The organism is Streptomyces sp. B8-7 (assembly GCF_058833805.1).
On record NZ_JBYRRL010000002.1, the window covers coordinates 1,051,241 to 1,066,946 of the forward strand.

General features: G+C 74.4%; 11 protein-coding genes and 2 pseudogenes. 6 read left to right on the forward strand and 7 right to left on the reverse strand.

Annotation, left to right across the window (positions count from 1 at the left end):
* The first annotated feature begins 68 nt into the window (after window positions 1-68).
* Entirely contained in the window at window positions 69-677 is a 609-nt protein-coding gene (locus tag AC5K6T_RS13210; protein WP_493208674.1) for a LuxR C-terminal-related transcriptional regulator, read from the forward strand.
* Here the strand turns inward: AC5K6T_RS13210 and AC5K6T_RS13215 are convergent.
* The 6 genes and pseudogenes from AC5K6T_RS13215 to AC5K6T_RS13240 form a co-directional block, all read right to left on the reverse strand.
* Window positions 675-1,396 (reverse strand): annotated as a pseudogene (locus AC5K6T_RS13215) (hypothetical protein); the annotation flags it as partial. The gene AC5K6T_RS13210 and the pseudogene AC5K6T_RS13215 overlap by 3 nt on opposite strands.
* 575 nt (window positions 1,397-1,971) lie before the next feature.
* Window positions 1,972-2,769: an ABC transporter permease gene (locus AC5K6T_RS13220; protein WP_493209340.1), complete on the reverse strand. Its 798-nt coding sequence runs from the start codon at window positions 2,767-2,769 to the stop codon at window positions 1,972-1,974.
* Window positions 2,770-2,840: 71 nt separating this feature from the next.
* Window positions 2,841-3,911, reverse strand: a complete 1,071-nt coding sequence (locus tag AC5K6T_RS13225) for an ABC transporter ATP-binding protein (RefSeq protein WP_493209342.1) — start codon at window positions 3,909-3,911, stop codon at window positions 2,841-2,843.
* Window positions 3,912-4,406: 495 nt separating this feature from the next.
* Window positions 4,407-4,562, reverse strand: coding sequence for a VenA family class IV lanthipeptide (locus tag AC5K6T_RS13230; protein ID WP_493208675.1), 156 nt, complete (start codon window positions 4,560-4,562; stop codon window positions 4,407-4,409).
* A gap of 40 nt (window positions 4,563-4,602) precedes the next feature.
* Window positions 4,603-7,275 carry a class IV lanthionine synthetase LanL gene (gene lanL, locus AC5K6T_RS13235; RefSeq protein WP_493208676.1) on the reverse strand — a complete coding sequence of 891 codons (2,673 nt, stop codon included), beginning with the start codon at window positions 7,273-7,275 and terminating at the stop codon, window positions 4,603-4,605.
* 191 nt (window positions 7,276-7,466) lie between these two features.
* Window positions 7,467-8,024: pseudogene (locus AC5K6T_RS13240) on the reverse strand (class III lanthionine synthetase LanKC N-terminal domain-containing protein); the annotation flags it as partial.
* Between the two features lie 306 nt (window positions 8,025-8,330).
* Here AC5K6T_RS13240 and AC5K6T_RS13245 point away from each other — a divergent pair.
* From AC5K6T_RS13245 to AC5K6T_RS13265, 5 genes are all read left to right on the forward strand, one after another.
* Window positions 8,331-10,934, forward strand: coding sequence for a SpoIIE family protein phosphatase (locus AC5K6T_RS13245; RefSeq protein WP_493208677.1), 2,604 nt, complete (start codon window positions 8,331-8,333; stop codon window positions 10,932-10,934).
* A gap of 250 nt (window positions 10,935-11,184) precedes the next feature.
* Window positions 11,185-12,252: a glucose-1-phosphate thymidylyltransferase gene (locus AC5K6T_RS13250; RefSeq protein WP_493208678.1), complete on the forward strand. Its 1,068-nt coding sequence runs from the start codon at window positions 11,185-11,187 to the stop codon at window positions 12,250-12,252.
* Window positions 12,253-12,374: 122 nt separating this feature from the next.
* Window positions 12,375-13,340, forward strand: coding sequence for a dTDP-glucose 4,6-dehydratase (gene rfbB, locus AC5K6T_RS13255; protein ID WP_493208679.1), 966 nt, complete (start codon window positions 12,375-12,377; stop codon window positions 13,338-13,340).
* The gene (gene rfbD, locus AC5K6T_RS13260; protein WP_493208680.1) at window positions 13,337-14,212 is read left to right on the forward strand and encodes a dTDP-4-dehydrorhamnose reductase; all 876 of its coding nucleotides are present in this window, start codon (window positions 13,337-13,339) and stop codon (window positions 14,210-14,212) included. The genes rfbB and rfbD overlap by 4 nt, the downstream gene beginning before the upstream one ends.
* On the forward strand, window positions 14,209-15,012 hold the full coding sequence (locus AC5K6T_RS13265; protein ID WP_493208682.1) for a class I SAM-dependent methyltransferase: 804 nt from the start codon (window positions 14,209-14,211) through the stop codon (window positions 15,010-15,012). The genes rfbD and AC5K6T_RS13265 overlap by 4 nt, the downstream gene beginning before the upstream one ends.
* Before the next feature lie 76 nt (window positions 15,013-15,088).
* Here AC5K6T_RS13265 and rfbC read toward each other — a convergent pair whose 3' ends face one another.
* The gene (gene rfbC / locus AC5K6T_RS13270) at window positions 15,089-15,703 is read right to left on the reverse strand and encodes a dTDP-4-dehydrorhamnose 3,5-epimerase (protein ID WP_493208683.1); all 615 of its coding nucleotides are present in this window, start codon (window positions 15,701-15,703) and stop codon (window positions 15,089-15,091) included.
* Window positions 15,704-15,706 lie beyond the last annotated feature (3 nt).

A 15,706-nucleotide genomic window follows, 5' to 3' on the forward strand; every position in this document is an offset into this window, starting at 1 on the left:
CACGCAATCAACACGTGGCGGCCGGCGGGGCGGTGGGGTGGGCCGAACGGTGAGCCAAGGGGGTGGCAGTGATCCGGGTACTTCTCGTGCACGACGTGTGTCTGGTCCGGTCGGTTCTCGCCGACTGGTTACGTCGGGCCCCCGATCTGCGGGTGGACGACACCGTGTGGCGCGCGGCGCCCGGCCGGGTGCGTGCGGTGCGGCCGGACGTGTGCGCGGTGGACCTGGAGTGCGACACCACCTACGGGCTGCCGCCGCTCGGCGAGCTGTGCCCCCGCGGGGCCGCTCCGGGCGGGCCGCGGCTGCTCGTGCTCGCCGCCGCGAACAGACCGGGCCTGCTGCGCCGCGCGCTGGAGGCGGGAGCGACGGGCTACGTCGACAAGTCGGGCTCACCGCAGCGCCTGATGGACGGCATAAGACGAGTCGCCGAGGGGGAACGATTCGTCGACGACTCCCTGGGTTTCGGCTTCCTCAAGGCCTCCCAGATGCCGCTGACCCGGCGCGAGCTGAGCGTGCTCGCCCTCGCCGCGCAGGGCTCCTCACTCGCCGAGATCGCCGGACGCCTGCACCTGTCCCTCGGCACCGTGCGCAACTACATGGCCGCCATCACCCGCAAGACCGGCGCCCGCAACCGCATCGACGCCATCCGCATCTCACAGGGGGAGGGCTGGCTGTGACGGGCCCCAGCCGTCGACCGGACGCCGGCGGAGCGGCGAGCCGGCCGGCAGTTCCCCGTGCGTGCCGTACGCGGTGCGCGGCCCGTCCACGACTGGCACCCGGTCCGCGCGGCGCGCCGAGCTGATCCGGTGTGCGACCACGACCGGCGTGCCGCCGGACCTCCCGGCGAACGCCCGCTCCGCCCGCTCCTCCGCCGCCGCGTCGAGATGGCAGGTGGCCTCGTCGAGCAGGGCCGGCGGGGCGGGCGACAGACAGGGGTCGTGCCCCGCGAAGTGGTGTAGGGGATCAAGCGCTCCGCGTTCCGGTTCGAGGCCCACGGTGATCTCCGTGGAGACGGCAACCCACGAAGCCCCGCTGAAGCGGGTTGAACGTCCGAGTCACCGTCTCCGACCTGCGGATTCCGCTGCCTTGATCCCCTACACCACCCGGCGGGACACCATCCAGACAGGCCCGGGTGAGCGCCACCGGCCGTCGCCCGCCGACAGCGCGGCCGGATCGACCTCGGCCCGCCCGGCACCTCCAGGAGTCCCGTCATGCCGGCCGCTTCGGCCGCCGCGAGGAGTTCCGCCTCGGGGACCGGCCCGGAGCGCAGCAGACCGAGGTTCTCGGCGAGCGAACCGGTGCGGACGTACGTCTCCTGCGGCACCAGGACCCGCCGGGCGGCCGCCTCCGGGCCGGGTACCGGGTGTCCGCAGACCCGGATGCCGCCTCCGCCCGGCCGGCAGCATCTCGGCGACCACCCGGCGACCACCCGGCGACCAGCGCGGTCAGCGTGGACTTCCCCACCCCGCTGGGACCCACGACTGCGAGGTGCCCGCCCGCCGGGACGACCGGGCCGAAGCGGTCGAGAACGGGCGTGGCGACGGCACCGTGGGCGAAGGAGAGCGTGGTGAGGGCGAGCGCGGGCGGCGGGGCACCGGCCGGCCCGCGCCCGTCGGGCGGGTGTACGGCGGCGTCCACGGCGGTAGGTGGTGGTGCGGCAGGTGGTGGTGCGGATGGTGGTGGTGCGGATGGTGGTGGTGCGGATGGTGCGGCATCCCCTGCAGGGTCCGCCGCGGCGGAGGGCACGGTCGGGCCGGGCGGCGCGGCGGCGGCACCGGGGACCTCCGCCCACCCTCCCGAGCAGGACCGGCCCGCGGCACCGGGCGGCGCCCACGCCGGGACCGCCGCCGCGTCCGGGCCCGGCCCTCCGGCGGACACACCCGCCCGCACACCGTGTGTGCCGGTGCGGCTCGACGCGCGGCTCACGGCCGTCCGCCCAGGGCGGCCGTGAGCCGCGCGTCGAGCCGCAGGTCATTCGGGGCGGCTGAAGCGCCGGGTGGCGTAGAGCAGGGCGAGGACGCCGGCGGTGAGGAGGACTGCGGCTTCCAGGAGGAGCGGGGGCCGGTGGCCGAACCATTCGATGCCGACCGTGGTCGTCTGGTGGGGCACGCACAGGCTGATGGAGCGGCGTAGCAGGTCCACGCCGTAGGCGAGGGGGTTCAGGGCGGCCAGCCCGCGTGCCCAGCCGGGGAGGCTGTCGAGAGGGAAGAAGCCGCCGGAGAGGAAGAGCAGCGGCATCATCACCAGGCCGAGGAGCATGTGGAAGAGCTCGGCGCGGCCGAGGCTGACGGCAAGGGCGAGCGCGAGAGCGGTGATGGTGAAGGAGGCCAGGATCAGGCCGGTGAGGAGCAGGGCCAGCAGCAGCGGGTCGTAGGGCAGGCCGACCGCGCCGGCCAGGGCGAGGAGGACGGCGCCCTGGACGGTGGCGACCACGGTGCCGCCCGCGCAGTTGCCCAGGAGCAGGGTGGCGCGGCTGACCGGGGCCATCAGGAGTTCCCGCAGGTATCCGGTCTGCTTGTCGGTGATGAGGCGGATGCCCACCATGATGGCGGGGCTCTGGACGGTCATCATCAGCATGCCGGGGAAGAGGTACAGCTGGTAGCCCACGCCGAGCGTGGCGGTGGGGATCAGGGCGGCCAGGCCGCCTCCGAGGATGAAGAGGTAGAGCACCGGCTGGATCAGCATCAGTGCGGTGTGGGTGCGCTGCAAGGACAGGCGCATCAGGTCGCGGTGGACCAGGGCATGGACCGCGCGCAGTTCCCGGCGCAGGCGGGCCGGGGGGGCCGGACGCGGGTCGGCGTGGCCGTCGGGGTTTCCCGGTGTGGTGACGGCGGGGGCGGTCACCGGCATTCACCCGCCGTCTGCGGTCCTGCGGTGTGGATGCTGCGGCCGGTGTGGTGGAAGAAGACGTCGTCGAGGGTTGGCGGGGTCGCGGAGGCGGCCCGGACGGGGATGCCCTCCGCGGCGAGAGCCGCGCACAGGCGGGGGATCCAGGAGCTGCCGTCGGGCAGGCGCAGACCGATCCCGTCGGAGCCGAGGGCGGTACGGGTGCCCGGCGGGGCGGCGCGGCGCACGACGCGGTCGGCGGCAGGGTCGTCGTGGGTGCGCAGGACCACCCAGTCGTTGCCGATGGCGGCCTTGAGGGCGACGGGTGCCCCCTGCGCGACCAGACGGCCGCCGTCGATGATGGCGAGGCGGTCGCAGTTCTCGGCCTCGTCCAGGTAGTGGGTGGTGATGAAGAGGGTGGTTCCCTGACGTTCGCGCAACTGGCGCAGGTAGTCCCAGACCTGGGCGCGCGCGTGGGGGTCGAGTCCGGTGGTGGGCTCGTCGAGGAAGAGGACCCGCGGCTCGTGGAGCAGGCCGCGGGCGAGTTCGAGCCGGCGGCGCATGCCGCCGGAGAGGGTGCGGACCGGGGCCCGCCGCCGGTCGCCGAGGCCGATGGCATCGAGGGTCTCGGTGGTACGCCGCCGGGCGTCGCGGCGGCTCATGCCGTACAGCCGGGCGTGGACACGCAGGTTCTGCTGCACCGTCAGTTCCATGTCGAGTGCGCTGTGCTGGAAGAGCATGCCGACCTGGCGGCGGACCTGGCCCGGGTGGGTGAGGACGTCGACGCCTGCCACCGTGGCCGTTCCGGCGGTGGGGCGGGCCAGGGCGCACAGGAGGGAGATCGTGGTGGACTTCCCCGCGCCGTTGGGGCCGAGGAACGCGAAGGTCTCGCCCTGGTGCACGTCGAGGTCGAGGCCGCGCACGGCGCAGGTGACGGTGCCGTCCGGGCCGGGGTAGCTCTTGACTAGACCGCGGGTGCTGATGGCGTACGGCCCCCGCGCTTCGGGCCGGGCGCCGTCCGGGGCCGTGGCGGAGGGCGGCAGGGGCGCCCGTGTGGGGGCATCAGCACCGGCGTGCGGCTGCATGGTCACTCAGGTCCTCGTCTGCTGGGTGTCGTCCACGGACTTGGGCGCGCTAGGGCGTGTTTCGAAAGTAGCGTCGTCTGCCCGAAGGGCAGGCCTGGCGGCGTCTGGTGCGTGCGATCGCAAGGCGGAGGGTCGCCCCGATACTGGATGTATCGGGGCGAGCCCGACAACGCGGCGAGCGTGCGTGCGTGCCAGACGCCGCCAGGCAGGCGGGACTTTCGAAACACGCCCTAGGTCGAAGGGGCGGTGTGGTGCCCGGGGGCGGGTGCTTCGGGCCCCGCGGAGGCGGGGGACGGACGCTCCGGCCGGTGGCTGCCTCGGGGGCGGCCACCGGCCGGAGGTCGGCCGGTTCCCTCGTGCTGCCCTGATCCGCTGCGGACGCGGGTGCACTGGGTGTTGCCGGCCTTACGGGTGTCCGCCGTTCAGTGCCTCGTCAACAGCAGAGCGGTCGACGGGGCCGCCGGCGGTGTCGGATCCGCGTGGGCTGTGGCCTGGTCAGGCGCAGCTGATGCCGATGCAGACGGTGTTGAGGAGGGTGAGCAGGCCGACGCACGCACACGTGTCGGCGAACGCGGCTCCTTCGGCGCCGATCGGGTCGGTCTCCGGAAGGGCGTGCAGGTGAGCCAGCAGTTCGAGGTCGCGGTTCTCCATGGCCATCTCCTTCTCTTGGTGGTGTCGACAGGGGTTCCTGTCAGCCCGGCTGCTGGATCATCCAGAGCCGGGAGTCCGTGTGGCGGGTCCGCAGGAGGAACGCCAGGATTCCTGCGGACCCGTCGCTCCAGCCCGTCGAGACGTCCCCGTACTCGTTGGGGAACACGACGTGGCCGTTGCGGTGGATCTGTTCGGCGGTGATGAGGCGGGCCAGGGCCTCAGCCGACGCGGCGTGGGCGGGAGCCCCCGTGGCGGCGGCCATGTCGAGGAGGAAGTCGCCGTTGCCCGCAAGGCCGTGGCACTGCGCGAGGGGGGCGCGGGAGGCGCGCTCCACGACGGCCCTCGCCGCACCCAGGGCGAGGTCGCCGTACCGGTCGTCGCCGGTGGCCTGCCAGAGCCGGAGCAGGAAGGAGCCGATTCCTGCCGAACCGTGGCACCAGTACGGGGCGGTGGGCACGTCACCGGCCCAGGACGGCCACTGTGCCGCCTCGCCGACCGTCAGGGAGGCGGCCACCAGTGCGTCTCCCGCGGCCAGGGCCAGGTCCCGGTATTCCTGACGGCCCGTGACGGCTGAAGCGGCGAGCAGGAAGCATCCGATGCCGGCCGTCCCGTGGGCGAAGCCGAGATAGCGTTCACCGGCGCTCCCGGTGACCACTTCGGGAGGCGAGGGCCAGCTGACACCGGACGGCTCGGGCGTCGCAGCGGCGGCCAGCGCGTCGGCCGCCTCGATGACGCGTTCGACGAAACGCTGGTCCCCGGTGCGGTACCAGAGGTGGGCGGCGGCCAGTCCGCTTCCCGCCCGGCCGTGGGTGATGTCGTGGTGGGGTGCCGGTTCCTGGGGGGCCAGGGCCAGGGCCGTCGCGTGCTCGATGAGCACGCGGTCGTCGAGGACACGGCCTGCTTCGTACATCGCCCACGCGGTCCCCCGCCCGCCGAAATGCAGGCCGGCCCGCGTGGAGCGGGTGTCCGTCCGCGCCGCCATCCAGTGCCCCGCGGTGGAGAGCACCTCCGGCAGGCGCTGGTCGCCGGTCAACTCGAAGTACCGGGTCAGGACCGCGAGGACACCGGCGGCGCCCTGCTGCACCGTGCAGGGATCGGTCTCCCCCGCCATGGTGGACACCGGCCACAGGCGGCGTTCGTCCTGCGGGGTCATCGAGCCGATGAGGTGGTCCACGATCCCCGCCACCGCGCCCTGCGTCGCGTCGGACTGCAGGGTCGAGTCGGCCGGGACCGCGCCGGACCGGCCCGGAAGTCCCCGCACCGCCCGGCGAAGGGCCGCGCGGGCCCGCGCGGGGTCCCAGCGCTCGGCGGGATCGCCACTCATCAGCCCGAGGATCATCTCGGTCAGGCCCTCGGGCAGCCGCAGTACGCCGTCGCAGGCGGCCAGCCACCCGGCGAGCCGCTCGTGCGGGGTCCTGGTCGCGGGCTCCTCGGCCAGCAGGCTGGGGACCTTTCCGGTGAGGACGAAGCACACGGCGGCACCCAGGCTGTAGTAGTCGGCCGTCGGCGAGACCGGCGCGCCCGTCAACCGCTCGGGGGCACTGAAGCCGGGGGTCCCCACCGTGGTCGGAAGCGGGACGTCGTCCTTGAGGACGGCGAGCTCGAGGTCGATGAGGCGCAGTTCACCGTCGGGCCGGACCATGATGTTGCCGGGCGTGAAGTCCCGCAGGACGCAGCCCTGGGCATGGGCCTCGGCGAGGAGGTCCACCAGACGCCCCGCCTGGGCAAGGGCTTCGGCGCGATAGCGCTCGCCGCCGACGTCGCGGAAGCGCTCGGCGACCCAGTTGCGCAGCGGGACGCCCTGGATCTCCTCCTCGGCCAGGAAGAGGTGTCCGCCGTGCTCGAACATCGCCAGGAGCCGCGGGGCCAGCCCCGTGCCGTCGAGGAACTCCAGTACCCGGGCCTCGACGCGCAACCAGTCCCGCACATCGGATCCGGAGGCGTCGGCTTCCACATGCGGCCGGGCCTCCTTGATGACCACCGGCACGTCCGCAGTGACGTCCGTGCCCCGGTAGACACCGCCCTTGTTCGTGTGGCGGATCGCCTCCCGTACCGAGAAGCGGCCGCCCAGCAGTACCGGGCCCGTCGTGGCCCGCTCCGCGGCCGGCGGGGCCGGCACGGAGGCCGGGAACGGGCTCACCGCCCAGGCCGGCGGGGAGTAGCGGCCGGTGCGGACGTCTTCCACGGGGTTGCCGTCCGGGTCCTCCATGTACCACACCAGCAGGCCGGACTCGGAGAGCCGTTGACGGCCGGCGAACGCCCCGTAGCGGTAGTGCACCAGGCTGTTCACGGCGTAGGGCTGGTCCGACAGGATCCGCGGGCCGGCGAGTCCCTGTGTGGCCCGGTGGAGCTCCTGCGCGATCGCGGCCGCCTCGGCGTCGGAGCGAGGGTAGACGGTGATGAACTTGCCCGAGTTGCCCCTCGGCGTGGCACGGGAGTTGAGCGCGCTCACCTGCTCCAGGGACCGGGCGAACTTGAACACGGATTCCTGGAGCAGCAGCACCTCCAGGGAACGCGCGAGCACCGCGGGAGCGGAAGCGGACGTAGCCGACACGTGCAGCTTCCAGCCCTGCTTGCGCTGCGCCGGGGAGGCGGGTACGAGGCGGCACCACATCGCGTCCGTGTCCACGGTCCACCGCGCGGCCTGTCCCGTGGCCTCCAGCGACCGGCTCAGCAGATCCTGGAGTTCGACTTCGCTTGCCTGGCTCGTCATGCCCATCCCTCTCCACCGCGAGGACCGCAGATTGGACTATGCCTTCGGAACATGTAGACCGTGCGTGCCCGACGTCCCCCGGCGCAGCGAGCGCACGGTGCCGTCAACGGTGCCGAACGGTCTCGGCCGGCGCGGAGAACGGACTGCAAGGGGGCGCATCCGGGCTCGAATCCCAGGTTCTCCGGATGGCCTTGCTCCAGGGCCTGCCGCTCCCGCTCCAGCCGGGCGACCGCGTCCGCGCCGTCGGCCGCCGGCCCGGCGTGCGGGCGGGCCTCCTTCGGCACCACCCGCAGCACCACCCGGCGCCCGTCGCGGGTGCCGGTGCCCGTGTACACCCCGCCGCCGTCGGAGAAGTGCGGCGCCCTGTCGATCCGGCACGGCAGCTCGCCCACGGTCGTGGTGTTGCGGGCGTCGAGGTGGGGCTGCAGGAAGGCGGGCAGGGTCACCGACCTGAACGGGATGCGCCGGGGCACGCAGTGGTCCCACACGAGAGCCGCGATCCGCTCGGTGTTCGCCCAGGTGGCCGAGGAGTGGACCTTCCAGCCCTGTGCGGGGGCCGGCGCCGGCCGGCCGTCCGTGCCGAGCGGCGTCAGCGCCGGCCAGTCGCCGGTCCGCGCGGCCTCCCCGCCCTCCGGCGCCTCCCGGCGCGCCGCCTCGTACAGCGGGGCCGGCCCGGCCGCCGACAGCCGGTCGGGCGTGTCGTAGGAGTGCTCGTCCGCCAGCGCGTACACCTCGTACCGCTTGTCCATTCGCCCCCCTCGGTCGCCGCACGACGACCATGCCAGCGGCCGCGAGGCCCCGGACAGTCGCACCTGTCACGAGACCACCGTGCGGAACCCACGGGTCAAGACCAGTTCGGAGCTTTTCGAGCCCCGCCACCCCCAGCACCCACCCGCAGCACCCACCCGCAGCACCCACCCGCAGCACCCACCCGCAGCACCCACCCGCAGCACCCACCCCCACCGCACCCCCGCCCCGGCCGGGAGGGCGCTCCGGCGGGCCGCCATGTGCGTGCCGGGGCTGCGTCGCCGCGGCATCCGCGCTGTAATACGGACGTGGTCAGTGCGGGCACCCAGGGACGGGGCGGCAGGGCGCAGCGCGTCGCGACCGCCCTGAAAGCGCTCGCCACCGTGCCCGACTCACCCGAACGGCTGCGCCGGCTGCTCGAACAGGCCCTGGTCTTCACCCCCGCGACCTGCGGCGCCGTCTACACCCGGCCGACCGGGCAGGACCTGCTCACGCTGGTGGAGTCGGCGGGCGTCCCGCCCGTGCTGTACGGGCTGCGCGACGCCTACCCGGTCGCCGGGCCGTCCGCCGCGGCCGACGCCCACCGCACGGCCCGTCCGGTCTGGCGCGGCCCCGAACCCCGGACCGGGGCCGCACCCCGCGCGGGCGCCGTGCCCCCCGCAGCGCCCCCCGCAGCGCCCCCCGAAGTGCCCCCCGCAGCGCCCCCCGAAGTGTCCCCCGAAGGCCCCCGGCCGGCCGCGGAGGCCGCACCGCCGGCCGCCCCCGACACGCAGGCCGGGGCGGACGGGGAGCGCGCCACGCCCGCGGGCGCCCTGTGGACGGCGGCGCTGCCCACCGGACACGACCGGCGGGACGGCTGCCTCGTCGCCGTCACCGAGCACCCCGGCGGCTTCGACACCGAGGACCGCGCCTGTCTGGAGCTGATCGCCGACGCCGTGGCCCGCCCCGCTCCGGCCGGGGCCGCCGAGGCCGCCGAGGGCGTCGCCCCCGGCCCCGGGGCGTTCACGCTGTCCACGGACACCGGACGGGTCCAGGTCGGCGCGGGCATCCTGGAACTGTTCGGCCTGGCCCGCGACGACTTCGACGGCACCATGGAGAGCCTGCTCGGCCACACCGTCCCCGAGGACCTGCCCGCGCTGATGAGCGCCACCGAGGCCGGGCACACGTCCGTCGGCGAGCGGGAACTGGAGTTCCGGGTGCTGAGGCCCTCCGGCGCGCCCCGCTGGCTCCGGCTGCGCGGCCGGCTGCTGCCCGGCTCCGGAGGCCGGGCCACCCGTCTGGTCGGGACCGTCGCCGACGCCTCCACCCTGCGGCCCGACGTCACCGACGTCGCCCGGGTGCAGCGGCTGGCCGCCGACCTCGCCACCGCGGGCACGGTCCGCGACGTCAGCCAGGCCGTCGTCGACGCCCTGCGCGCACCGCTGCACGCCGACCGCATCGCCCTGGCCGAACTGGAGGGCGACCGGCTCGTCGTCACCGTCCTCGACCCGCCCGACCCCGCGTCCTGGCCCGCGCTGTGGCGACAGGAGTGGCGCACCGAATGGCCCGACGCGCCCGTGCGGGCGATGCCCACCCTGGCCGCCGCGCTCGACGAGGGCCGGGCCCGCGTCTGGCCCGCCGGCAGCCCCCTGGAGCCGGCGCTCGCCGACGTCGGGCCCGGCGCCCTCGCCGTGCTGCCGCTGCCCGCGGGCACCCGCATGGCCGGTGCCTGCCTGATCGGCTGGGACACCCCGCACGACTTCGGCCCCGACGAGCGCGCCCTGCTCACCGCCTCCGCCGGCCTCGCCGGACAGGCCCTGGCCCGCGCCCGCGCCTTCGACGCCGAGCACGAACTGGTCGGCATGCTCCAGCGCCAGCTGCTGCCCCGACGGCTGCCCAGACTGCCCGGCGCGGAGGCCGTCGCCCGCTACCTGCCCACCACCGCCGGGCTGGAGGTCGGCGGCGACTGGTACGACGTGATCCCGCTGCCCGACCACCACGTCGCCCTCGTCATCGGCGACGTCCAGGGCCACAGCGCGGCCGCCGCCACCCTCATGGGCCAGATGCGCACCGCGCTGCGCGCCTACGCCGTCGAGGGACATCCGCCCGACGTCGTCGTCGCCCATGCCAACCGGCTCCTGGTCGACCTGGAGACCGACCTCTTCGCCACCTGCTGCTACGTCGACGTCGACATCGAGGAGGGCTCCGCCTGGAGCGTGCGCGCCGGACATGTGCCGCCCGTGCTGCGCCGGCCCGACGGCCGGACCGAGATCGCCGAGGCGGAGGGCGGGCCGCCGCTGGGTGTCGACCGGCAGGCCGACTTCCCCATGAGCCCGCTGAGGCTGCTGCCCGGAACCGTGCTCGCCCTCACCACCGACGGCCTGGTGGAGTCCGCCGAGTCCGACATCGACACCGGCCTCGCCCGGTTCGCCGCCGCCCTCGCCGACAGCGACCCCGCCCGCCTCGGCCCGGTCGCCGACGCCCTCCTCGGCGACGCCCACCGCGGCGACGACGTGGCCCTGCTGCTGATGCGCTACGACGGGATGGCGGTGCTCCCGCGCCGGGAGAGCTGGACGGTGTGGCGGCTGCCCGAGGCGGTGCGGCACGCCCGCCGCTTCACCCTGCGCACCCTGCGCGTCTGGGGCGTCGTCGCGGTCGCCGACACCGCCCTGCTGATCGTCTCCGAACTCGTCACCAACGCCCTCGTCCACACCGACGGGCCGGTCCGCCTCGACCTCACCCTGCTCGACGGCCGGCTCCGCATCGCCGTCGCCGACGTCTCGCCCCGTACGCCCGTGAAGCCCACCAGCATCGGCTGGGAGGCCACCGGCGGACGCGGGCTGCTCCTGGTGGAGGCCGTGTCCGACACCTGGGGCACCCTGCCGGTCAGCGGCGGCAAACAGGTCTGGAGCGAGATCGCGACGCCCCGGTGACCCGCACCGCCTCCTTCCGGGTGACACGCCTCAGCCCCTCGCCCGTTCACCCGTACGGGTGGCAGATGCGAACAGTGGGGCGGGCCGGCCGCGGCGGGTCGGCCGGGAGGGGCGCGCCCCGGGGGCCCCGCCTTCCCGTCCGCGCGCCGCCGGCGTGCGGCCGGACGGGGCGGCGAGGCCGTACGCGGGGCGCCGGAACGGCGGCGTCCGCCGCGCCCGCGCCGCTCGTCCGGCGGCTACCGTCACACAGATGAAGGCACTCGTGCTGTCCGGCGGCGCCGGAACCCGGTTGAGGCCGATCACCCACACCTCGGCCAAGCAACTCGTTCCGGTCGCGAACAAGGCCGTGCTGTTCTACGGCCTGGAGTCGATCGCCGAAGCGGGGATCACCGAGGTGGGGGTCGTCGTCGGCGACACCGCCGAGGAGATCCAGGAAGCGGTCGGCGACGGATCCAAGTTCGGCCTCGACATCACCTACATCCCCCAGGAACGGCCGCTCGGCCTCGCCCACGCGGTGCTGATCGCCCGCGACTACCTCGGCGACGACGACTTCGTCATGTATCTCGGCGACAACTTCATCGTCGGCGGCATCACCGGCCTCGTCGACGAGTTCCGCCACCGCCGCCCCGACGCCCAGATCCTGCTCACCCACGTCCCCGACCCGCGTGCCTTCGGCGTCGCCGAGCTCGGGGCCGACGGCCAGGTGGTGAGCCTGGAGGAGAAGCCGGAGCGGCCCAAGAGCGACCTCGCCCTGGTCGGCGTGTACCTGTTCACCCCGGCCGTCCACGGGGCCGTCCGCGCCATCGGCCCGTCCTGGCGCGGCGAACTGGAGATCACCCACGCCATCCAGCACCTGCTCGACGCCGGCGCCGACGTCCGCTCCACCGTCATCCACGGCTACTGGAAGGACACCGGCAACGTCGTCGACATGCTGGAGGTCAACCGCACGGTACTGGAGGGCCTGGACCGACGCATCGACGGCGAGGTCGACGAAGGCTCCGAGGCCGTCGGCCGGGTCGTCGTGGAGGAGGGCGCCCGGGTGGTCAACTCCCGTGTCGTCGGGCCCGCCGTGATCGGCTCGGGCACCGTCGTCACCGACTCCTACGTCGGCCCGTTCACCTCCGTCGCGGAGAACTGCCGCATCAAGGACAGCGAGCTGGAGTTCTCCATCGTGCTGCGCGACTCCTCCATCGACGGGGTCGGCCGCATCGAGAACTCCCTCATCGGACGTCATGTCGAGGTCACCCCGGCGCCCAGCGTGCCGAGCGCCCACCGCCTCGTCCTCGGCGACCACAGCAAGGTCCAGATCCACACCTGAAGGGGCGCGCCGCCCCGCCCGGGGCGCCGCCCGCGGGGGCAGCGCCCGCGACCGGGGCGACACCCCCGCAGGGCACCCGTACCGAGCAACGCAGGCCCTCCGAGCGAAGCGCAGATTGGTCCATGAACCTCCTCGTCACCGGCGCCGCCGGGTTCATCGGCTCGACGTACGTCCGCATGCTGCTGGCGGACGACGGACCGGACACCCCCTCCATCACGGTGCTGGACAAACTCACCTACGCCGGCACCCTCACCAACCTGCCCACCGGCCACCCCCGGCTGCGGTTCGTGCGCGGCGACATCTGCGACGGCCCGCTCGTGGACGAACTGACCGGTGAGAGCGACCAGATCGTCCACTTCGCCGCCGAGTCCCACGTGGACCGCTCCATCGACGGCGCAGCCGAGTTCGTCCGCACCAACGTCCTCGGCACCCAGACCCTGCTGGACGCCGCCCACCGGCACGGCGTCGGCCCGTTCGTGCACATCTCCACCGACGAGGTCTACGGCTCCATCGAGACGGGCTCCTGGCCCGAGACGCACCCCCTCGCCCCCAACTCGCCCTACTCCGCCGCAAAGGCCTCCTCCGACCTGCTGGCCCTGGCCTACCACCGCACCCACGGCCTCGACGTGCGGGTCACCCGCTGCTCCAACAACTACGGCCCGCACCAGTTCCCCGAGAAGGTCGTCCCGCTGTTCGTCACCCACCTCCTCGACGGCCGGAAGGTCCCGCTGTACGGAGAGGGCCTCAACGTCCGCGACTGGCTGCACGTCGAGGACCACTGCCGGGCCGTCGACCTGGTCCGGACCCAGGGCCGCCCCGGCGAGGTCTACAACATCGGCGGCGGCACCGAGCTCACCAACCGGCAGCTCACCGAGCGCCTCCTTCAGGCCTGCGGCGCGGACTGGGACATGGTCGAGCACGTCCCCGACCGCAAGGGCCACGACCTGCGCTACAGCGTCGACTGGACCAAGGCCCGCACGGAGCTCGGCTACACCCCCCGCCACGACTTCGCCGCCGGACTGGCCGCGACCGTCGACTGGTACCGCGAGCACCGCGCCTGGTGGGAACCGCTCAAGGAGCGCCGATGAACTGGCTGGTCACCGGGGCGTCCGGGATGCTCGGCCGGGACACCGTCGACGCCCTGACCCGGCGCGGCCACCAGGTGACGGGCCTGGACCACGCCGCCCTCGACATCACCCGCCCCGGTCCGGTCGCCGAGGCGTTCGCCGCGTACCGCCCCGACATCGTGGTCAACTGCGCCGCCTACACCGCCGTGGACGACGCCGAGGGCGACGAGGAGCGGGCCCGGCGCGTCAACGCGGACGGACCCCGCCGGCTGGCCCACGCCTGCGCCGCCCGCGGCGCGCGTCTGCTGCACGTCTCCACCGACTACGTCTTCTCCGGCGAGGCCCGAACCACCCCCTACCCGGAGGACCACCCGCCCGCCCCGCGCACCGCGTACGGCCGCACCAAGCTCGCCGGCGAGGAAGGCGTCCGCACCGAACTGCCAAGGGCCTCCGCGATCGTGCGCACCGCCTGGCTGTACGGCGTGCACGGCGGCAGCTTCGTCCGTACCCTGCTCGGCCTGGAGGCCTCCCGCGACACCGTCGACGTCGTCGAGGACCAGCGCGGCCAGCCCACCTGGAGCGCCGACGTCGCCGAACGGCTCGCCGACCTCGGGCCCCTCGTCGGGCCCCGCCTGCACGGCGTCTTCCACGCCACCTCGGCCGGCGAGACCACCTGGTACGGGCTGGCCCGCGCGGTCTTCGAGGGCGTCGGGGCCGACCCCGCCAGGGTACGCCCCACCAGCACCGCCGCCTTCCCCCGGCCGGCGCCCCGTCCCGCCTACAGCGTCCTCGCGCACGGCCGCTGGCGGGAGGCCGGCCTCGCCCCGCCGCGCCCCTGGCGCGACGCCCTGCACGAGGCACTTCCCCTGATCCGCAAGGAGTCCCGCCCGTGAAACGCCACGAGTTCCTGCGCGGCCTGCACCAGGCCACCGCGAACCGCAACTACCTGGAGATCGGCGTCAACGACGGCCGCAGCCTGCGGCTGTCGCGGGTGCCCAGCATCGCCGTCGACCCCGCGTTCAAGGTGGTCACCGAGATCCGCTGCGACGTCCACCTGGTGAAGGCCACCAGCGACGACTTCTTCGCCCGTGACAACCCCCTCGCACACCTGAGGGGCGGCCGCCACCCGCTGCGCAACCTGGCCCGCGGCCGGCACCCGTTCGGCCGCTGGCGGCGCACCACGCTCGACCTGGCGTTCATCGACGGCATGCACCTGTTCGAGTACGCGCTGCGCGACTTCGTCAACATCGAGCGGCACTCGGACTGGGCCTCCGTCGTCGTCTTCGACGACATGCTGCCGCGCACCGTCGACGAGGCCGCCCGCGACCGGCACACCGACGCCTGGACCGGCGACGTGTACAAACTCGTCGAGATCCTCCGCCGCCACCGGCCCGACCTGGTCACCGTCCTGGTGGACACCGAGCCGACCGGGCAGCTCGTCGTCTTCGGCGCGGATCCGGCGAGCACCGTCCTCGCCGACCGGTACGACGAGATCGTCGCCGAGTTCGACGTGCCCGACCCGCAGAAGGTGCCCGAGGCGATCCTGGACCGGGTGCAGGCGGTGCGGCCCGAGACGCTGCTGTCGGCCCCGTTCTGGCGGACGCTGGTGCGGGCCCGCAACCTCGGCGCCCGGCGCTCGCGCGGCTGGCCGCCCCTGCGCCGGGCCCTGGAGGAGCTGACCGCCGGGGTCTGATCGCCCGGCCCCGCAGCCGTGTGCCGCCGGGACGGCCGCCGCCGGGCCGCCGCCCGGCCCGGCGGCACACGCCCTGTCAGCCGCCCGGCGGGCGGTCGCCGTCCCGCCGCCGGGCGTACCAGGCCCGGCACGCCGCGTACTCCGGCAGGAGTCCCTCGGCGCGGGCCCGCGCCAGGGTCGGCGCCTCGGCGTCCTTCGGCGACAGCACCGGCTCGATCCCCCGCGGCCACGCGACGGCCAGCTCCGCATCCAGCGGGTGCACGCCGTGTTCCCGCCCCGGGGCGTACCCGGTGGAGCACAGGTACACGACGGTCGCGTCGTCGGACAGGGCCATGAAGGCGTGCCCGAGCCCTTCGCAGAGGAACACCGCGTGCCGGGTGTCCTCGTCCAGCCGCACCGCCTCCCACCGCCCGAACGAGGGCGATCCGACCCGCAGGTCGACGACCACGTCCAGCACCGCACCGCGCACACAGGTGACGTACTTGGCCTGGCCGGGCGGTGTGTCCGCGAAGTGCACCCCGCGCAGCACACCGCGGCGGGAGACCGAGCAGTTGGCCTGGGCGAGGGCCAGGTCGTACCCGGTGGCCTCCCGGAACTCCGCGCCCCGGTACCACTCGTGGAAGCTGCCCCGGTCGTCCGGGAACACCTTGGGTTCGAGCACCCAGGCGCCGTCGATGTCCAGCGGCCGCATGCC